Here is a 19,680-nt window from a genome sequence, read left to right on the forward strand (position 1 = left end):
ATGAGCCTCGAACCCTTGTAAAGCCGGCGCACGAGCCTCGCCCCGCGCTTCACGCACGGCCACGGTGCGCTGAAGCGAAGAGCTGGCCACAGGTTTTTCCGCCACACTGGGCCAGTTGTGCCCAAAAAACAGCAAAGTAGCGCTATCGCACAACCATGCTCATGGCCACCTGATCCTGGTCAAAGGCACAGCCGTCTAAGGGGGCTATTCTGATCTTGCCGACCAAGGATTGGTCGAGTGACAAGTCAGCGACGGCATGGACGCCGTCGCATCGCTTTTCGGGGGCAAGAGGTGGCATTCCGTCCCTCTTCCCAGCAGGGACCGATATGAAAACCTCTCGCCATGACCTGAAACTGTCCGACCCGCTTCACGACTACCTGCAACACCCTTCCACACGACACGCCGTGGACGCCCTGCTCGCCCATGAGCTGGAGCACCTGGCGGTCGGCATGCAGTGGGACGAACTCATCAACCACTGCAATACGCTGATTCTGGCGCATCAGATCCGCAACGATTATCTGGAAATCCTGCTGAAGGCGTCGAAGCGCATCTGGAAGCCATTGATCAAGGGCACCATCTGGCGCGAGCTCTCCATCGGAGAACTCGCCCCGGAACAGCAACCGAGCCCCCAGAACGTCTGGACCCAAGGGTTGTTTCGGTGCTTCATCAATCGCGACAACGGCCAGCCACTGACCACCTTGCTGAGCTGGCATCAGGGCGAAGGGCTGGTGGCCGCGTTCAGCATCGAACCGCGGGATGTCCAGGACATTCCGCCAGGGTGGGAGATCGATGGACAGGACTCCCGCTACTGGCGGACCCAGCCCGGCCTCGCCGAGTATCATCACTCCTCGCTGCTGGACATTTCATCGCTGGTGGGTCTGGCCGAGACCGCCATCACCGCCCTGAGTCAGACTGAAATCGAGCCATCGTGAACGAGTAAACAGGCGCCCTCCCCCCTTCGCCGCAACCTCAGCATATCGGCCTTGCTCCAAGCCTTGTAGGGCACCTTTCGGCCTATTGGTCCCGCACAAACACTCGCTCTCCGGCAATCCAGGTTTCACTCACCCGGGTTTGCCAGAGCTCAGCCGGATCGGCACGCAGAATATCGGTATCCACCAGCACAAAATCCGCCCACTGCCCCGGCATCAAGCCACCCAGGCTACCCTCCTGGTGCGCCGCGTAGGCCGCATCGACGGTAAAGCCGCGCAGGGCTTCGGCCACGGTGAGCTTCTGCCCGGGCAGCCAGCCTCCTTCGGGCTGGTCGTCGCGGTCTTCCCGAGTCACGGCGGCGTGCAAGCCGTAAAAGGGGTTGGCAGGCTCGACCGGAAAGTCGGAACCCGCGGCGATACGACTACCACTGTCCATGAAAAAGCGCCAGGCGTAAGCACCGGCAAGACGCTCCTGGCCTAGCCGGTCGCCGGCCATGTTCTTGTCGCTGGTCGCATGGGTGGGCTGCATCGAGGGAATGACGCCAAGTTCCGTAAATCGCGGTATATCATCGACGCTCACCACCTGCGCATGCTCGATGCGATGGCGAAGCTCACGCCGCTGGGGATCCTGCTCCAGGCTACGCGCATAGACGTCCAGAGCGACACGATTGGCCCGGTCGCCTATCGCGTGCATATTGGCCTGGAATCCCTGGCTGCTGACCTGATCGACCAGCGCCTGCAGGGCATCCTGATTCTGGATCATCAGTCCGCTGGAATCGGGTCTATCACTGTAGGGTGCCAGCAGCGCCGCTCCTCTGCTGCCGAGGGCGCCATCTGCATAGATCTTGACGCTGCGAATATCCAGCCAGTCTTCGGGGTCGTCGTGGATGCCCTGCGCGAGAATCTCGTCAAGCTGTGGGTCGCTTGAAGACACCATCGGGTAGATGCGCACCCCCAACTCACCTGCATCGGCCCTGGACCGGTACATCTCAAGCTCAGCGGCGCTGGCGCCGGCATCGTGCATTCCGGTGATGCCAAGCTCCTGCAGATGTGCCACAGCGGTATCGAAGGCCTTGGCCATTTCCTGTGCACTGCGCGGGGGAATCTTGTCGGTGATAAGCAGCTCGGCATTGTCGATGAAAACGCCGGTCGGTGTGCCGGCATCATCACGAATGATCTCGCCCCCTTCCGGTGCCTGGGTCTCGCCATCCACGCCTGCCATTTCCATGGCCTTGCTGTTGACCCAGATCGCATGCCCATCCACTCGACTCAGCACCACGGGGCGATCGGCAATCACTTCATCGGGCACTTGCGCGGTGGGAAATGCCTTGCCGTCCCACAGCACCTGATTCCATCCCCTGCCGCGTATCCATTCCAGATCGGGATTTGCCGCGGCGAAGTCGGCGACGGCATCAGCGCTCTGCTCGGCCGACGCCAGGCCACGCAGCTCGACCTCTAGCAGGCTATAGCCGAGCCCCATCAGATGCCCGTGGGCGTCGATCAGGCCAGGCAACAGCGTACGGCCTCCTGCATCGATCGTTGCCTGTGGTTCAGGATACTGCGATAGCAGTTGCTCATCGCCTCGTGCCACCACCTTGCCATCCTCGACGACAAGGGTGGTAAAGCTCACCAACTGGCGATAGGCATCGAAACCGTAGCCGTTGGCATCATGAATCACGGTGGCATCGGCACAAACACCAAGACTGGCGCCGGCAACCGACAACGCAAGCAACGTTTTATTGAGCATGGGCCCACCCTGTCATCTTGTTGTCATAAGGCCTGAATCAACTTTCAGCCTAGCCGTATTGTTCGGCGGCACCCTACGAGCATGGGGGATACAAGAAAGGACTATTACTTACAAACACCGAGGAAAAAGAAGGCAAATAGACGAAGACAGGACCACCAACCTGGGATACAACATCAGCACGCCCAGTCACCGCTGTCGACGGAGAACCGTGCGGTGCATGTCTTCGAATCAGGCTTGAGTGCTTTGAACATCTTGAGCGGATAAGGCGGTCGATTTCATCGCCCCCCTGCTCGGCTAGCCTGGAAGTACTCCTTACCGAAACGACGCCGGATCCAGCCTCGCCGGCGGTTGTGACCACGACTTCGTGCTGACCGTAAACCATGACGGCGACAGCGACTCCACCGGCGCCATCGCCGGCAACCTGCTGGGTGCTATCCACGACGAGGCAGCGATTCCCGCAAGCTGGCTGGGTGCACTGGAGTTGCGCGAGACCATCGCCACAATGGGCGATGCGCTCCACTCCGGACTCGCCCCCCGACACGCAGGCGGCGGGGAGTCATGAAACGACTGCCCCTCACGATGCGCTGACCCGGGTTTGGACGATCCGTCGGACGGTCCAGTGCATAGCGGGGCGATTTCACTGCCCACCCCGCCGTCTGCACGGCCAGTCCGAGGCATCGGGTTGTTGGCGACGGCAAAGCGCTTTCTGAGCCACGGCAGAGGTTCACCAGACATCCAACACACTGGCATAGCCTTCCGTTGCCAAATTTGATGAGATAGCCCCCATCGACACGGCGGCACAAGGCCGTCGGCTTATCAGACAGGGAATCGCAGTACATGATCCTCACCCTCAACCAGCTGGAACGGCACCTGTTCAAGGCCGCCGACATCTTGCGTGGGCGCATGGACGCCTCTGAGTTCAAGGAATACATCTTTGGCATGCTGTTCCTCAAGCGCTGCTCGGACGTATTCGAGCAGCGTCAAGAGGAAGTCCGGGAGCAGCTCAAGCACGCCGGCAAGAGCGATATCGACATTGCCCACGTCATCGACATGCCTAGCTGGTACAAGGCCACCTTCTTCGTCCCTGAGCAGGCCCGCTGGTCGTTTCTTCTCAAGGAAGCCCACCAGGGTGTCGGCAACGCGCTGAACAAGGCGCTGGCCGGTCTGGAGGAGCATAACCCCAGCCTTGCCGGGGTACTGGAGCATATCGACTTTACCCGCAAGGTAGGGTCTACCACCCTGCCGGACAAGAAGCTGCGCGACCTGATCACCCACTTCAGCGAGTACCGGCTGCGCAACGAGGACTTCGAGTTTCCCGACCTGCTGGGTGCCGCCTACGAGTACCTGATCCGCGACTTCGCCGACTCCGCCGGCAAGAAGGGCGGCGAGTTCTACACCCCACGTACCGTGGTACGCATGATGGTGCGGCTGATGAATCCCCAGGAGGATCACAGCGTCTACGATCCCTGCATGGGCTCGGGCGGTATGCTGATTCTGTCCAAGGAGTACCTGGAGGAACAGGGCGGCGACCCACGCCGACTCAACCTGTTCGGCCAGGAGGCCTCCGGTTCGGTCTGGGCCATCGCCAAGATGAACATGCTGCTGCACGGCATCGGCAGCGCCGACCTGCGCAACGACGACACCCTGACCGACCCGCAGCACGTCGAGGGTGGCGAACTGGTGCGCTTCGACCGCATCCTGACCAACCCGCCCTTCTCCATCGGCTATACGCCGAGCCAGCACTTCCCCGAGCGCTTCCACTACGGCAGCGTGCCGGAGGGCGCCAAGAAGGCCGACCTGATGTTCCTGCAGCATATGGTCGCCTGCCTCAAGGCCGACGGCATGCTGGCCACCGTCATGCCTCATGGCGTGCTGTTTCGCGGCGGTGACGAAAAGCGCATCCGCGCCGGCCTACTCGAGGACGACCTGATAGAAGCGGTGATCGGCCTGGCACCCAACCTGTTCTACGGCACCGGTATCCCCGCCAGCATCCTGGTACTGCGTGCCAAGGGTGCCAAGCCCGAGGAGCGCAAGGGCCGGGTACTGTTTATCAATGCCGATAGGGAATATCACGAGGGCCGCGCCCAGAACCACCTGCTGCCGGAGCATATCGAGAAGATCGCCAGCACCTTCGAGGCGTTCTCCGAGGTGCCCGGCTTCGCTCGAATCGTGCCGCTCGAGGAGCTGCGCGACAATGACTACAACCTCAATATCCGCCGCTACGCCGACAACACCCCGCCGCCGGAGCCCCAGGATGTGCGCGCCCACCTCGAGGGCGGTGTACCGGTCAAGGAGATCGACGCCAAGCGCGCGCTGTTCGACGCCCAGGGCCTGGACCCCATGGCGCTCTTTATACCGCGCGGCTCTTGTGAAAAGCCTGACCCCGACTATGTGGACTTCGCCGAGCGTTACAAAGAGAAGCGCGACCTCAAGCCTGCCATCGAGCGAAACGAGGGCCTGAAGGCCAAGGAAGCCAGCGTGATCGCCGCCTTCGAGACCTGGTGGGCCGAACACGGCGATAGCATCACCCACCTCTCCGCCGAAGGCGGGCGGCTGACGCAACTGCGCGACGAACTGCTGGGCAGCTTTACCGCCGCCCTGGAACCCACCGCCATGCTCGACCGTTTCTCGGTGCGCGGCATCATCGCCGGCTTCTGGTTCGACAACAAGAACGAGTTCCGCACCCTCCAGGCCCGTGGCTGCCTCGGCGTGGTGGATGCCTGGCGCACCAGCATCAGTAGCCTCTTGGAGGATGAGCAGAGCAAGGCCAATCCGCTGGATCACCGCCTGGTGCACTTTCTCTTGGAGGACTACGTCACCGAGCTGGAGCAACTCGCCGCCCGCAAGGCCGAGCTGGACGCCCGCATCAAGGCCGCCGAGGCCAAGCCCGATGGAAGCGACAGCGGCGACGACGGCGACGAAGCGGCATCAAGCGAGGACGACGACGCCCCCACCCCGGCCGAGATCAAGGCCTGGAAGAGCGAGCGCACCCAGGTGCGCAAGCAACACAAGGCCAAGGTTGCGAACTTCGAGACGCGCCTGAACCAGGCCGTGGACGCCCTGAACGAGCCCACCGCCGCCGCGCTGGTGGGCAGCATCTTGCACAACGACCTCAAAGGCATCCTCGAGCGCTATATCCGTCAGCAGCGCCAGCAGGTGATTTCTGCCTTCGAGACCTGGTGGGACAAGTACCGGGTGACGTTGGCCGATATCGAGGCCGAGCGCGACACCGCCGCCAAGGAGCTTAAGCAGTATCTGGAGGGGCTGGGGTATGTCTGAGTGGACCTATCGGCGAATCCGAGACCTTCTGGAGACCAGCTATGCGGGTGAGTGGGGGGCGCCTCCCTCACCGGGTAATGCACGTGTGCTTCGGGCGACAGATATTGATTCTGACGGACGAATCAATGGTCAGGGTGCTCTGAGGAAGATTTCGCCAGCCATTGTCCAGACGAAGCGCTTACAGCGAGGCGACATCATGCTGGAGGCCTCTGGCGGTAGCCCAGAGAAGCCAGTGGGGCGAGTCGCATTCTTTTTTAATGAGGGTGGTGAACTACCTTTTCTCACCTCGAACTTCTATAAAGCCCTCCGTCCGGCTAGTGGTGTAGAGCCCAGATTTCTCCATTGGGCTTTGCTTCGATTTTATCGGCAGCCAGATATTCTGCAGTTCCAGCAGCAAACTACGGGCATTATCAACCTGAAATTTCAGGATTACCTTGATGCAAAGATCTATGCTCCTGTCGCTCAAAATGAGCAAAAACTCATCGTCCATATCCTCGACACCCTCGACACCCAGATCCAGAAGACCGAGGCGCTGATCGCCAAGCTGGAGAAGGTCAAGGAGAGCCTGCTCCACGACCTGCTGACCCGAGGCATCGACGAAAATGGACGGCTACGCCCCAGCCCCGAGCAAGCGCCGGAGCTTTATCAGGAATCGCCTCTGGGGTTGATTCCGAGGGAGTGGAAAATCAAGACAATTGGTCACTTGTCTTCTTCTATCGTCGATGGTCCGTTTGGGTCAAATCTAAAAACAGAGCATTATATCACCGTCCCTGGAATTCGAGTCATCAGGTTACAAAACATCACCCCTTTTGACTATGACGACAGCGACTGCGCCTTTATTAAAAATGATCATGCAGCATTATTATCGAAGAACACAGTCAACCCAGGAGATTTATTAGTTGCTTCTTTAGGCGATGGCACGCACCCCGCTGGGAGAGCATGTCTATATCCATCCGGTCTACCTAAAGCAATTAACAAGGCAGACTGCTTCCGTTTAAGGCCTAATAAAAATTTAGCCACCAACAACTACCTAATGTTGTTTATGAACTCTGATATTTTTGCCAAGCAGAGTCGAAAATGGACGCAAGGTGTGACCCTACAAAGGGTAAACACTACAAGCCTGAAGCAAATCATTGTTTCTTGCCCTCCCCTTGGAGAGCAAAAAATCATTTCCCAGAGGATCAATAAGTCTCTCAATCTTTTGTCAACCCAAAAAGAAGAGTTAGATAAGCTGAAATCAAAAAAACAAGGCCTCATGGACGACCTCCTGACCGGCCGCGTCCGCGTTACGCCGCTACTGGAACAGGTCCAGGCCACCACCCCGGCATAGACCGGGGCGCTTGCCACAACATCACAACACCAGGACGACACCGCCCAGGGAACTGCCATGACCACCTTCGACAGCACCAAGCGCTCGCTTCCCGATCTGCTCAAGGAAATCATCACCGGAAAGATCCAGCTCCCCGACTTCCAGCGCTGTTGGGTGTGGGGTAATGCATGGCGTAGGGCCAATCAGACAACTAAAATGGAAAGGACACAACTTACGCAAGACTGCAGGGAAGCTAACTGATGATAGTATCGATTCCTGATTGGACCACAGAGGGCGTCCTGCCTCCCGTGGATGCCGGCAGTCCGACATCTCCGTCCCGCTCTCCCTATGCGGTTTCGCTCATTGATCTTGTCCAACGCTTCGGCACATCCAAGGAACGCATCGAAATACTCGATGGCTTCCTGAATTACAGGCAAGGCCTACACGATGCGGGACTGACACAAGGCTTTCAGTGGCTGGATGGTAGCTATCTGGAGCACGTTGAGGCACTGGAAAGCCGCTCACCTAATGATATTGATGTAGTCAGTTTTATAGAGTTTCCTGGAACCATATCTCAACTACAGATCAAAGATCGTTATGATGAGATTATCGGTCTGACCAGAAGCACGAAGCTCGCTATCAAGCGCAAGTATCAAGTGGATGCTTATCTGGTATCCCTTGCACTTTCTCCTGCCGACCTTGTCGCACAAACGTCTTACTGGTACAGCATGTGGTCTCACCGTAGAAATAGCACTTGGAAAGGATTTGTCCAACTACCCCTATCGCCAGATTCGCGCGCAAGGCACGCGCTTGAAGAAATGAAGTATCCGGGAGTCACTGCATGAACCATCAAGAATATGTGGCATTGCAGGCTGAACGAAATGCACTCCAGGCGATGCTAGACAAGATCCCTGAAGATCGCGTTCTAGATAGGGCCAGTTTGGAGATCCGCCTGGAAGAGGTTGCTGAGCTATTGGCAGAGACTACCCTACCGGAGCGAGAGTTAACCAAGGCCGTTCTGACATTCAATGGACGACCAGTAGCAGGCTCGGAAGGGGTTCTTGCTGATTTTGCAACCAAAGCGCTGGCTGCATTTTCCGAAGCAATCACCGCTGTAGGTGCCTCTCTTCATGCAACCTTAGCGCCTACTGGGCCGGTGCCTAACCGTCAGCAGTATCAAATGATGATCACCGGCACCGCACGAGGATCTTTCGGTTTTCAACTCGAGGAATCAACGACCCAACTTGAGTTAGACGAAGACAGTACAGTTGCACTAGCACTAGAGGCAACTCGAAGCCTACTAGATGGCAGTGTCGGAGTCGATGATGAGCAACTAGCGGAAGCCGCTGCTGACATGGACCAGCGTGCTCTTGACAAGATTCGCAGCTTTGTAAGCGTGCTAAATGACAATGAAGCCGTTTGCACTTTAATGCACGCTAAGAAATCATTCCGCTTCAAGGATGCGAGTCAAGTCAAGCGAAGTCTCGAGAGACTAAGCACAGAGTACCTTTCTGAAAACGAAAAAGTTATATCGGTTAAATTTGGAGGCGCCCTGCCTCATAAGGGCAGCTGCGAATTCCAGATCGAAGGCAACAAAGAATGGCTGACAGCGAAAATTGGCCCCGGCGTAGAAAGTCCAGATATCATCAACGACCATCGCGGTGAAAAGGTCGAGGCTAAGATGCTGGTGACCCAGGCTGGACGTGGTCGGCCACGCTATAAGCTGCTAGAGCTACCTGCCTGGTCATCTCATCAGACATTGGACTGAGAATGCCGTCAGTGCTCGGCTTGCCACTCCACCCATCCAGTCGCAGCTTGTTTCCCGAGGGGCACCGGATTGCCTACCATCAGGGAACGCTAATCGCCTTGGAGCTGCAACAATGACAGGTCCTGAGTACACGGATGTCGAAAATCCCTTAACCGATCGGCTAGTGGGTCACCCGAGTTCGACGCCTATCTACCGCTGGCCCGCTTCAGCAACCGGCTAGATGATCTTGCCGAGTTCGTGCCATGGCCGCTGCTGCAGGCGCAGGACTTCCGTCGAGACCCGGAGGATCCGGAGAAGACTGAGCGCTACCAGGCCGAAGCCTTGGTGCATCACCACCTGCCGGCCTCGGCACTGCTTGGCATTGGCACGTATACTGATGACGTGCGAGACGCCGTAGAAGCTCAGGTAGCGGCACTCAAGCTTCCGCTGAAGGTGGTGACACGACCCAACTGGTTCTTCCAATGATTGAATACACCCGTGGCAATCTGATCGAGGCCGACGTAGAGGCGATCAAGGAAGGTCTGCAACACTGGCCCGACGATGTGGCCGGCCAGCGCAAGCTGCGCCTGTTCTCCGATGGTCTGATAGCGCTGGCGCTGGAGCGGCTTACCGGTATGGCACACCCGACCCGGGCCTTGGCCTAGCCACCCTGGCGGCTCGTTCAAATCGAATCAATGCCTCTGAATGAACGGCTGTCTCGCGCACCAGGGCCAGGCGTCACGCCAGCGGCAGACTACCGATATGGTCACCTCGATCCGCTGCGGCGATCGAAGCCAAGGCGCTGACGAACCCATAACGACAACGGACCGGTCTATGCCGACCTACGGCAATATCCTTTTCAGACAGGACGAGAACAGCGCCTTCACCACGGCTCGGCGGGCACCACTAGGCTTCACCGATGGCCGCAACGAGGCCTGGCTGCGTGACCTTCTCGCCAGCCACCCGGATCTGTTGCCGATTGAGGAGGTGGACCCCTCCTTCGCCCCGCTGGTGCCGCTGTGTACCGAACTCTCGACCGAGGCAGGCCCGGTGGACGCCGTCTTTATCAGCCCTTGTGGCAGGCTGACGCTGGTGGAGTGCAAGCTGTGGCGCAACCCGGAGGCGCGGCGCAAGGTGATCGCCCAGATCCTCGACTACGCCCGGGCCGTGTCCCAGTGGAGCTACGCCGACCTGCAACGTCGGGTCGCGGCGGCGAGCGGCCTCAAGGGCAATGCGCCCTTCGAGGCCGCCCGGGAGCTCAAGCCAGACCTGGACGAAGCCGCCTTCGTGGACGCCACCGCCCGCGCCCTGCGCGAGGGACGCTTCCTGCTGCTGATCGCCGGTGACGGCATCCGCGAAGGCATCAGCGGCATGGCCGAACTGATCACCCGCAACGCTGCACTGGGCTTCAGCTTCGGGCTCGTCGAGGTGGCGCTTTACGAGTTCGGCGACCAGGGCTTGGCGATACAGCCTCGTGTGGTCGCCAAGACGGAAACCATCGAGCGAACCTTCGTTCATGTCCAGACTGGCGACAGCCGCGTGCTGCGTGACATCACCGACGACGACGGGGCCGAGAGTGGCAGCGAATCTGCTTCGGTGACCGATGAGCGCACCTGGTGGGAGTCCCTCACCCGCTTAAGCTTCGATGATCCCGAGCAGGAGCCTCCGGTCTATCGCCCCCGCAACCATATCCGCGTTCCTCTTCCCCACCCAGGCCTCTGGCTCACCGCCTATCGCTCCATGGGAGAGGACATCTGCGGCGTGTTCCTCGCAGGAAAGAAGTCAGAGCTTCCGGAAATACTCGATACGCTGAACGAAGAGCGCGCACAGATCCTCGCCGAACTGCCTGGCGGCACCCAGGAACGCCTTCAGGATGACCCTGAGCGGCTCGGTTTCGCCTGTTACGCACGACTTGGCGAATTCACCAACGACAACGAGTGCCGTGCCTGGCTGGCGCAGCAGCTCAACCACTTCGTCAACGCCTTCCGCCCACGGCTGAAGGCGATGGTCAAACAGGGGTAACGCATGGCAGGACCCGAATACACGGACGTAGAGAAGCCCTTCATCGACCAACTGGTGAGCCAGGGTTGGCAGCACCTGGTCGGATCGCTGGATGATCCGGCCGTCACCCACCGCGAAAGCTTCGCCCAGGTGGTCATGGAGCCAGTGCTGCGTGAGCGCCTGCGGAGAATCAATCTGCGCAATGGCGAGCCTTGGCTCGACGAGGCGCGTCTGGATCAGGCAGTCGCAGCGATCACCCGCCTACCGGCCAGCAAGGTGCTGGAGGCCAACAAGCTTGGAACCGAGCTGCTGCTGAACGGCCTGGCCGTCGAGGGACTCGAGGACTGGGACGGTGGCCGAGGCCAGACCCTGCGCTTCATCGACTGGGACGAGCCCCTCAACAACACCTTCACCGTGGTCAATCAGTTCAAGGTGAAGTGCCCGCCTGGCCACGACTCGGCCAAGGGTCACGTGATCCCGGACCTGGTGCTGTTCGTCAACGGCATCCCGCTGGTGGTGGTGGAGTGCAAGAGCCGCACCGTACCGGAGGGACTCAGCCAGGCGGTAGACCAGCTACGCCGCTATCACGACCAGCGTTTTGTGGAAAATGAAGTCGAGGAGCACGAAGGGGCACCGGCGCTGTTCGCCACCAGCCAGTTTCTGGTCGCCAGCAACTTCGATGAGGCGCGGGTAGGCACCATTGGCGCCCGCTTCACCCACTATCTGAGCTGGAAGACGGTGACACCACAGCGCGAGGCGGAGGTGGCCATCGATCTCGGGGTGGCGGATCTCTCCGCTCAGCAGCGCCTGGTTGCCGGCATGCTGACCAAGGCCAACATGCTCGATATCGTGCGTCACTACACCCTGTTCATGCAGGTGGGTGGGCAGGAAATCAAACTGGTGTGCCGCTATCAGCAGTTTCGCGGCATGACCCGCGCCGTGGAGCGACTAAAACATGGCAAGACGCGCCGCCAGGACGGTGAATCCGACCGCCGCGGCGGCATTGTCTGGCACACTCAGGGCAGCGGCAAGAGCCTCTCCATGGTCTTTCTGGTGCGCAAGCTGCGCACTGACCCGATGCTGCGCCGCTTCAAGGTGGTGGTAATCACCGATCGCAAGGACCTGCAGAAGCAACTGTCCGAGACGGCGGAACTCACCGGCGAGAGCGTCGACAAGGCCGGCAACACCGCCCGGCTCCAGAAGCTGCTGGCACGCGACGGCCCGGGCCTGGTGTTTGGCACCATCCAGAAGTACCGGGACTCGGACGACGAACCCGATGGCGAGGATGAACAGCCCTCTAAGGTCTACACCTGCGCCTCACCAGGGCTGGACAGCGGTCGGCAAGATGCCGCCGAACGGGAGGCCTCGACGAGCGTCGGCGCCCCGAGGAAACCCTCCCTCAGCGAGCCCTTCGAGGTACTCAATACCAGCGAGGACATCCTGATCCTAGTGGACGAAGCCCACCGCACCCAGGCCGGCGACCTGCACGCCAATATGATGCGCGCCCTGCCCAACGCCGCACGCATCGGCTTCACCGGCACGCCCATCATCATGGGCGACAAGAAGCGCACCCACGACATCTTCGGCGAGTACATCGACCGCTACACCATCAAGGAGGCGGAGCAGGACGGTGCCACGGTACCTATCCTCTACGAAGGACGCACCGCCAAAGGGGCAATCAAGGACGGCGCCAGCCTTGACGGCCTGTTCGAAGACCTGTTCCGCGCCCATAGCAAGGAAGAGCTGGAGGCGATAGAGAAGAAGTACGCCACCAAGGGACAGATCTTCGAGGCACCTCAATTGATCCTGGAGAAGGCAAGGGACATCCTGCGCCACTACGTCACCCACATCCTGCCCAACGGCTACAAGGCCCAACTGGTGTCTTATAGCCGCCGGGCGGCGCTGCGCTACTTCGAGGCTCTCGAGCGGGCCAAGGTTGAGCTTCTTGAGGAAGCCATGGCGCTTTCTCCCGAGGACAAGGCGCTGGACGATACCCAACTCTTGAGCCGGCCCTTGCGAGTCAAGGCCGCGATCCAGGCCTGGCGCTACCGCCAGGTGCTGCGAGAGCTGGAGTTCGCCGTGGTCTTCAGTAGCGGCAACAACGATGACTCAGCCTGGGCCAGATGGAGCGATCGAACCGCCGTCGAGAACCACATCAAGCGCTTCAAGAAGCCGCTGCCGCCGCTCACGGGTGAAGCGCCCAAGGACCCTGCCAAGCATGATTCACTGGCTTTCCTGATCGTAAAAAGCATGCTGTTGACCGGCTTTGACGCCCCCATCGAGGGCGTGATGTACCTGGATCGCTCACTGCGAGAGGCGGAGCTGCTGCAGGCCATCGCTCGCGTCAATCGGACCGGTTTCGGCAAGACCCACGGCATTGTGGTGGACTACTTCGGCGTGGCCAATCACCTCAAGGAAGCGCTGGCCGCCTACAGCGAAGAAGACATCGAGGGCGCCCTGCAGAGTCTCAAGGACGAGATCCCGCTGCTGCGCGACCGTCATCTGCGGGTGATCGACGTGCTACGTACCCAGGGCGTGGATGACCTGGACGACGTCGAGGAAGCGCTACAGGCGCTGGCCGATGAGCGGGTGCGCGCCGAGTTCTTGGTCAAGCTCAAGGAGTTCAATCGTGGTCTGGATGAGGTGCTGCCGCGCCCTGAGGGACTCGAGTTCGTCAACGACGCCAAGCGCCTCGCCTATATCCACGCCCTGGCGCGCAATCGCTACAAGGACACCCCGGAGCTTGGCCGCGACATCGGCAACAAGGTGCGAAAACTGATTGACGACTACGTAATCTCGCTCGGCATCGACCCCCGCATCCCGCCGGTTCAGCTCACCGACGCCGAGTTCGACGAGCACCTGAATCGCCAGGTGGGCGACCGTGCCAAGGCCTCGGAGATGGAGCACGCGGTGCGCTCCCACGTACGCAAGCATCTGGACGAGGACCCGGTGAAATACGGCCGCCTCAGCGAGCGCCTGGAGGAGCTGCTCGACCAACTCGATGGTCAGTGGGCCGAGCAGGTGGAGGCACTCAAGACGCTGATCCAGCAACTGCGTGACGGCGCCAGCGTCGATGGCGAGGCGATCCCCGAGATGCCCGCCTACGCCGAACCCTTCTGGCGCGAGTTGGTCGCCAGTGCTGGCCTGGAGGTAGCAAAGATGAACGCTGCCACCGCCCAGACACTGCTCGACGCCACCGAGGAAATCGTCGCCACGATCCAGCAGGAGATCGCCATCCCCGACTTCTGGAAGCCCTCCCATGTCCCGGACCAGGAGCGCCTCAAACAGCACCTGTTCAGTCAGCTGATGATGGGAAGCCTCGTTTCGATGGATCAGGCCGAAGCCACGGCCGAGCGGCTCTTCGACCTGGCGCGCAGCAACCACCATAAGCTGGTACACGCATGACGCAGCTGGCCGTGGACGATCTCACCTTCGAGGTGCGCGAGAGCTCGCGCCGCAAGACGCTGGAGATCACCGTGGACCGCGACGGCGAGCTGGTCATTGCGGCGCCTAGCGGCACCGATGAACGTCTGCTGCGCGACTTCGTGATCGAGAAGCGGTTGTGGATCTACCGCAAGTTGGCGCAGAAGGCGGAGCAGCGCCGCCGGCTGCCGCAGAAGGAATACGTCAACGGCGAGGGCTTTCTGTACCTGGGTCGAAGCTACCGACTCAAGCGGGTGGCCACGGACGCCCAGAGCGCCCCTCTCAAGCTCGTCAACGGGCGTTTTCAGCTACGCCAGGATGCGCTGCCCGACGCCCGCGAGCACTTTATCCGCTGGTACACCACCCGCGCCACCGCCTGGCTCCTTGCCAAGGTGAAGGAGCACGCTCGGCGGATGGGCGTGGAGCCGGCCGGCGTGACGGTGCAGGATCTGGGCTACCGCTGGGGGTCCTGCGGCAAGGGCAATCGGGTCTACTTTCACTGGAAGACCATCCTGCTGCCACGCCATATCGCCGAGTACGTCGTCGTACACGAATTGGTCCACCTACGAGAGCCCCACCACACGCAGGCCTTCTGGCGGCGCCTCGAACGCGCCATGCCGGACTATGAACAGCGCAAGGGTTGGCTCGCCCGTCACGGTATCGAGGTGGAGGGGGTGTAGAGCCAGGCCAACAGCTTGAACCGCAGACGCACCGTGTCAGCGACGGCGGAACGGGGTCAGCGATGATGGGCTCGGCTGGACTCAGCTTCGGCGCCCCGATCAGGACGTTGGCAGCAAGGAAAGACGAGAAACCTGACGGGAACTGCGGACGCCGTGCAGGCAACGTCGGACATGATTCAGCTAGGTTACACAAACGCGCTTAGGTACTGACAGATACCACGCCACGAGAAGGGAGAGATACACACTTGATGGGAATGGCACCGGTGGTCGGACTCGAACCGACACACTGTTTACAGCGGATTATTTTTAATAAAATCAATAGCTTATAATAAATACAGAGAAACAGATTTTACTAAAGTGTCACTCCTGATTGGGTAGCGAACTAGGACATCTTAGCCACAAGGCTGCATCGCTACGATCACCTGGATAGCTATGTCCTAGATGAAGATCGCTATCCAAGCGATTTGTCCCCGGACGGCTGAAGTGGACCCCATTCGTCGGTCCACCTGACAGGTCATCTAAGCTCGGATCAGTAGGTCATTGGCGTCAGGCCGCCTGGATCTGGGTGAAGTCCCCGGATAGCTCTGGATCGTCTCATGCTGCTGACTCTCTGAGGTCGCCCCCCTGAAAGCACTATGCTCTCGGGAGGTTGCTCGTCGGCCAAGCTGGCGAGTTCTAACCCACTACGGACAGAGCCGCGACACGCCTAGGGCGCGGCTCAGGCGATCTTGACACTCACCACTCCCGATCCTATGATTCGGGCATCCACGCCCCTGGCAGTAAGCCATCCCATACATCCCGGGATGAGCCGAGCCCTGGGGCGTTTTTGTTTCTGGAGAACGGAACGTGCCAACAGCGATACTCGTGGACGGCGCCTACTTCATCAAGCGCTTCCGCCGGATAGAGCCCGCGAACGCCTACGATGCGAAACGGGCGGCTGACTGCCTGCACCGCTGGGCTGTCAGTCACCTGCATGACGGCAATGGCGGCAAGGCCAAGCGACCTCGCCGCGACCTCTATCGCATCTTCTTCTACGACTGTCCTCCCTTGACCAAGAAGATGCACAATCCGATTACCAAGATGGCGATCGATTTCTCGAAGACCGATGAGGCAATCTTCCGCTCCGAACTGCACGCCGAACTCCTCGGCAAGCGAAAGCTCGCGGTGCGACTTGGCCATCTATCGGACGATGCCCAGTGGACCATCAAGCCACAGGTCATCCGTGAGCTTCTGAAGGGGAAAATCAAGTTCGATGACATCGACGAGGACGATGTTCAGATCGACATACGGCAGAAAGGCGTTGATATGCGAATCGGTGTCGACGTGACCTCCCTGACCCTGAAGAAACAGGTCGACCAGATAGTGCTGATCGCTGGTGACGCGGACTTCGTCCCCGCAGCCAAGATAGCGCGCAGAGAAGGAATCGATTTCGTTCTAGACCCTATGTGGCAGCAAATACCTTCTGGTCTTCATGAACATATTGATGGTCTACGGACCACCTGTCCTAGACCAACTTCAGCCAACAAACCAAAGCAGCCATAAGTAAATCTCAAGTGGCACTTGCTAGCGATCGCCTTAGGGAAGGACGGTTTGAATGAACCCACGAATCCTGGCGTTCAGTTCATGACCACATCAAAAAAAACTCAGTACACCACAACCAATTGCCGACACCTTTTCGCTTCAAAAAAAGCAACTTTCGACTCGATCCAGCAGGAAAGACTTTCGGTCATACCCCGGACTCAATGACATTTCCCCAACCAGAAAAAGCATGGTCACTGATGCAAGCGACGGCATTGCGACTCGACGAAATCTCGATGCCACAAACCACTGGTCGGCTTTAGTCGGTTGCATGGACTCATGACGTTCATCGCGACATGCGTTCAGGCTTTGAAACTAGGGAACTGCAGATAGGGGAAAACGAGCGTAAGGAGGGAATACACGAACTGCATTGGGAATGGTGCCGGTGGTCGGACTCGAACCGACACACTGTTTCCAGCGGCGGATTTTGAATCCGCTGCGTCTACCAATTCCGCCACACCGGCAACGGGCGAGGATTATACGTGGGTGGCGCCAGAGGTCAATTCCCCTGAGCCGCTCGCTGGCGCCTGTCGGGGGCCGATGGCGCCGTTGTCGAGGCGACTCCCGCCCCTGTCGGGCGCGGCACCCGCCGCATCCGGCCGAGCATCGACCTGGGATCGGCCTCGGCCGTTGTCAGCCAAAGCCCCACCGGCCGTCGGTTTCGGCACCCTGGCGGCAGGTGGGTCATTCCTCCATGTCTTGACGCTCGCCCGCTCGGGTTAGACCTTGGTAGACTGCGCTCCGCCTGCCCCAGGTCAACCAAGCCCCTGGTCAACGAGACCCGCGTCCAGCCCAGAATGGAGTCGCCCATGGCTGACACTCGCAATGAAGCCGTTCCCCATCCGTCCATCGCCAGCCGCATCGGGCTGGTGCTGGGTCCGCTGTTGTTGATCGCCACCCTGGTGCTGCCCCCGCCCGGCGACATGTCACAGGCCGCCTGGGGCTGCGTCGGCATGGCACTGCTGATGGCCAGCTGGTGGTCCACCGAGGCGATCCCGATCCCGGTGACCTCGCTGATCCCCCTGGTGCTGGCCCCGGCGGTGGGCATCGGCAGCATCAAGGAGGTCGCGGCCAGCTACGCCAATCCGATCATCTATCTGTTTCTTGGCGGTTTCCTGCTCGGTATCGCGATGCAGACCTGGAACCTGCACAAGCGTATCGCCCTGCACGTGTTGAAGGTCGTCGGCAGCGAGCCCAAGCGCCAGATCGCCGGGTTCATGATCGCCACCGGTTTTCTCAGCATGTGGGTGTCCAACACCGCCACCTCGATCATGATGTTGCCCATCGGCATCTCGGTGCTGAGCCTGCTCGAGGATTCCGACCCTGATGAGCTGCGCCGCTTTGCCACCGCGCTGCTGTTGGGCATCGCCTATTCGGCCAGCATCGGTGGTGTGGCCACATTGATCGGCACGCCGCCCAACGCTCTGCTGGCGGGTTATCTGGCCGATGACCGCGGCATCGACCTGGGCTTCGCCCAGTGGATGCTGGTCGGGGTACCGATCAGTGTGGTGATGATGTCGCTGACCTGGTGGTGGCTGTCCCGCGGCGGCTTCTCGCTGAAGGTCGGCAAGGGTGAAAGCGACAACCTGATCAAGGACCAGCTCGCCGAGATGGGCCCGATGAGTGCCGCCGAACGCCGTGTCGGCCTGCTGTTTCTGGCCGCGGCGGCGCTGTGGATCCTGCGCCCGCTGCTCAATGACATGGGCGCCTCCTGGCTGTCCGACACCACCATCGCCATCGTCGCCGGCATGGCGCTGTTCCTGATTCCTTCCGGCCGTCGTTCCGGCGAGGCGCTGATGGTGTGGGAAGACGCAGTGAAGCTGCCCTGGGGCATCCTTCTGCTGTTCGGCGGCGGCCTCGCGCTGGCCGGAGCGATCAGCAAGTCGGGGCTGGCCGAGTGGATCGCCAACCAGCTGTCGATCCTCGGCGCCCTGCCGGTGCTGGCGATCATCGGCGGCGTGGTGCTGGTCATCATCTTCCTCACCGAGGTGACGTCCAACACCGCCACCGCGGCGGCCTTCCTGCCGCTGCTCGGCGCCCTGGCGCTGTCGCTGGATCTGCCGGTGATGCTGATCACCGTGCCGGCCGCCATCGCCGCCAGCTGCGCCTTCATGATGCCGGTGGCCACACCACCCAACGCCATCGTCTTCGGCACCGGTCACATGAAGATCCAGTCGATGATTCGTGCCGGCTTTGCCCTCAACCTGATCAGTACGGTGGTGGTGACGCTGATGGCCTACGGTCTGATTCTGCTGCTGTGGTAGCCACCCCGATGGCCCCTGGTCGTCGACCCGACTGCGCTGTCCGCCTCGCGGATGGCCGAAACGGACTGACGCTGATGGCGTGGTCGTGACAGAAGATCGACGCCGTTTCCTGACGTGGCGGTCAGGAAACGGTATCCTTGTGCGCCTTTGGCATCCTTCATCCCGCCTGACGACTTGCGAATTCCCATGCAGCGCGCCGACTTTCATTTCGAGCTCCCCGAAGAGCTGATCGCCCGTTACCCGTCCGACGTTCGCAGCGACTGCCGCCTGCTGTGTGTCGACGGCGCCAGCGGACACCTCGACCACCGCCGCTTTCCGGACCTCGAGCAGTTGCTCGAGCCAGGCGACCTGCTGGTGTTCAACGACACCCGCGTGATCCCCGCCCGTCTACACGGCCACAAGACCAGCGGCGGCAAGGTGGAAATGCTGCTCGAACGGCCGCTGGACGCCCATCGGGGGCTGGTCCATCTGCGTTCGAGCAAGTCACCGAAGCCCGGCACCGAGCTTCACTTCGAGGGCGGCATCCAGGCGGTGGTCGAAGGCCGCCGCGACGCCCTGTTCGAGCTGCGCTTTCTCGGCGATACCCCGATGATCGCGCTGCTGGAGCGCCACGGCCATATGCCGCTGCCGCCGTACATCACCCGCGACGACGAGCTGTCCGACCGCGAGCGCTACCAGACCGTCTACGCCCGCCGCGACGGGGCGGTGGCCGCGCCGACCGCC

Annotated in this window: 16 protein-coding genes and 1 tRNA gene; 15 read left to right on the plus strand and 2 right to left on the minus strand. The window is 60.5% G+C overall.

Annotation, left to right across the window (positions count from 1 at the left end; all coding sequences use genetic code 11):
* The first annotated feature begins 326 nt into the window (after window positions 1-326).
* On the plus strand, window positions 327-932 hold the full coding sequence (locus tag NH448_RS14335; protein WP_045992774.1) for a hypothetical protein: 606 nt from the start codon (window positions 327-329) through the stop codon (window positions 930-932).
* Between the two features lie 82 nt (window positions 933-1,014).
* Here the strand turns inward: NH448_RS14335 and NH448_RS14340 are convergent, their stop codons facing one another.
* Window positions 1,015-2,676: an amidohydrolase gene (locus tag NH448_RS14340; RefSeq protein ID WP_045992773.1), complete on the minus strand. Its 1,662-nt coding sequence runs from the start codon at window positions 2,674-2,676 to the stop codon at window positions 1,015-1,017.
* Window positions 2,677-3,040: 364 nt separating this feature from the next.
* Here NH448_RS14340 and NH448_RS14345 point away from each other — a divergent pair, with 364 nt between their 5' ends.
* The 12 genes from NH448_RS14345 (at window position 3,041) to NH448_RS14395 (ending at window position 16,657) form a co-directional block, all read left to right on the plus strand.
* Complete coding sequence (locus tag NH448_RS14345; RefSeq protein ID WP_045992772.1) at window positions 3,041-3,238, plus strand: ADP-ribosylglycohydrolase family protein; 198 nt, start codon at window positions 3,041-3,043, stop codon at window positions 3,236-3,238.
* 275 nt (window positions 3,239-3,513) lie between these two features.
* Window positions 3,514-5,955 carry a class I SAM-dependent DNA methyltransferase gene (locus tag NH448_RS14350; RefSeq protein WP_253028920.1) on the plus strand — a complete coding sequence of 814 codons (2,442 nt, stop codon included), beginning with the start codon at window positions 3,514-3,516 and terminating at the stop codon, window positions 5,953-5,955.
* Window positions 5,948-7,285: a restriction endonuclease subunit S gene (locus tag NH448_RS14355; protein WP_052704346.1), complete on the plus strand. Its 1,338-nt coding sequence runs from the start codon at window positions 5,948-5,950 to the stop codon at window positions 7,283-7,285. The genes NH448_RS14350 and NH448_RS14355 overlap by 8 nt, the downstream gene beginning before the upstream one ends.
* 57 nt (window positions 7,286-7,342) lie before the next feature.
* Window positions 7,343-7,525: a hypothetical protein gene (locus NH448_RS14360; RefSeq protein WP_045992771.1), complete on the plus strand. Its 183-nt coding sequence runs from the start codon at window positions 7,343-7,345 to the stop codon at window positions 7,523-7,525.
* Window positions 7,525-8,109 carry a hypothetical protein gene (locus NH448_RS14365; protein WP_083970401.1) on the plus strand — a complete coding sequence of 195 codons (585 nt, stop codon included), beginning with the start codon at window positions 7,525-7,527 and terminating at the stop codon, window positions 8,107-8,109. Before NH448_RS14360 ends, NH448_RS14365 begins: the two co-directional genes overlap by 1 nt.
* A complete protein-coding gene (locus NH448_RS14370; protein WP_045992770.1) occupies window positions 8,106-9,032 on the plus strand; it encodes a hypothetical protein in 927 nt (308 codons plus the stop codon). Before NH448_RS14365 ends, NH448_RS14370 begins: the two co-directional genes overlap by 4 nt.
* 195 nt (window positions 9,033-9,227) lie before the next feature.
* Window positions 9,228-9,497, plus strand: coding sequence for a DarT ssDNA thymidine ADP-ribosyltransferase family protein (locus NH448_RS23685; protein ID WP_083970400.1), 270 nt, complete (start codon window positions 9,228-9,230; stop codon window positions 9,495-9,497).
* On the plus strand, window positions 9,494-9,676 hold the full coding sequence (locus tag NH448_RS14375) for a hypothetical protein (RefSeq protein ID WP_045992769.1): 183 nt from the start codon (window positions 9,494-9,496) through the stop codon (window positions 9,674-9,676). The genes NH448_RS23685 and NH448_RS14375 overlap by 4 nt, the downstream gene beginning before the upstream one ends.
* A gap of 169 nt (window positions 9,677-9,845) precedes the next feature.
* Window positions 9,846-11,033 (plus strand): hypothetical protein, encoded by a 1,188-nt coding sequence (locus NH448_RS14380; protein WP_045992768.1) that lies wholly within the window; start codon window positions 9,846-9,848, stop codon window positions 11,031-11,033.
* Window positions 11,034-11,036: 3 nt separating this feature from the next.
* The gene (locus tag NH448_RS14385; RefSeq protein WP_045992767.1) at window positions 11,037-14,417 is read left to right on the plus strand and encodes a type I restriction endonuclease subunit R; all 3,381 of its coding nucleotides are present in this window, start codon (window positions 11,037-11,039) and stop codon (window positions 14,415-14,417) included.
* Window positions 14,414-15,115: a SprT family zinc-dependent metalloprotease gene (locus NH448_RS14390; RefSeq protein WP_108448529.1), complete on the plus strand. Its 702-nt coding sequence runs from the start codon at window positions 14,414-14,416 to the stop codon at window positions 15,113-15,115. Before NH448_RS14385 ends, NH448_RS14390 begins: the two co-directional genes overlap by 4 nt.
* An 846-nt stretch (window positions 15,116-15,961) precedes the next feature.
* Entirely contained in the window at window positions 15,962-16,657 is a 696-nt protein-coding gene (locus tag NH448_RS14395; RefSeq protein ID WP_045992765.1) for an NYN domain-containing protein, read from the plus strand.
* Window positions 16,658-17,070: 413 nt separating this feature from the next.
* Here NH448_RS14395 and NH448_RS14400 read toward each other — a convergent pair.
* A tRNA-Leu gene (locus tag NH448_RS14400) sits at window positions 17,071-17,157 on the minus strand.
* A gap of 345 nt (window positions 17,158-17,502) precedes the next feature.
* Here NH448_RS14400 and NH448_RS14405 point away from each other — a divergent pair.
* On the plus strand, window positions 17,503-18,957 hold the full coding sequence (locus NH448_RS14405; RefSeq protein ID WP_045992764.1) for a DASS family sodium-coupled anion symporter: 1,455 nt from the start codon (window positions 17,503-17,505) through the stop codon (window positions 18,955-18,957).
* A gap of 186 nt (window positions 18,958-19,143) precedes the next feature.
* The coding region (locus NH448_RS14410; protein ID WP_253028921.1) for an S-adenosylmethionine:tRNA ribosyltransferase-isomerase at window positions 19,144-19,680 on the plus strand (537 nt) is incomplete at its 3' end.

This window comes from Halomonas sp. OfavH-34-E (genome assembly GCF_024124525.1).
Taxonomy (GTDB): Bacteria; Pseudomonadota; Gammaproteobacteria; order Pseudomonadales; family Halomonadaceae; genus Halomonas; species Halomonas litopenaei.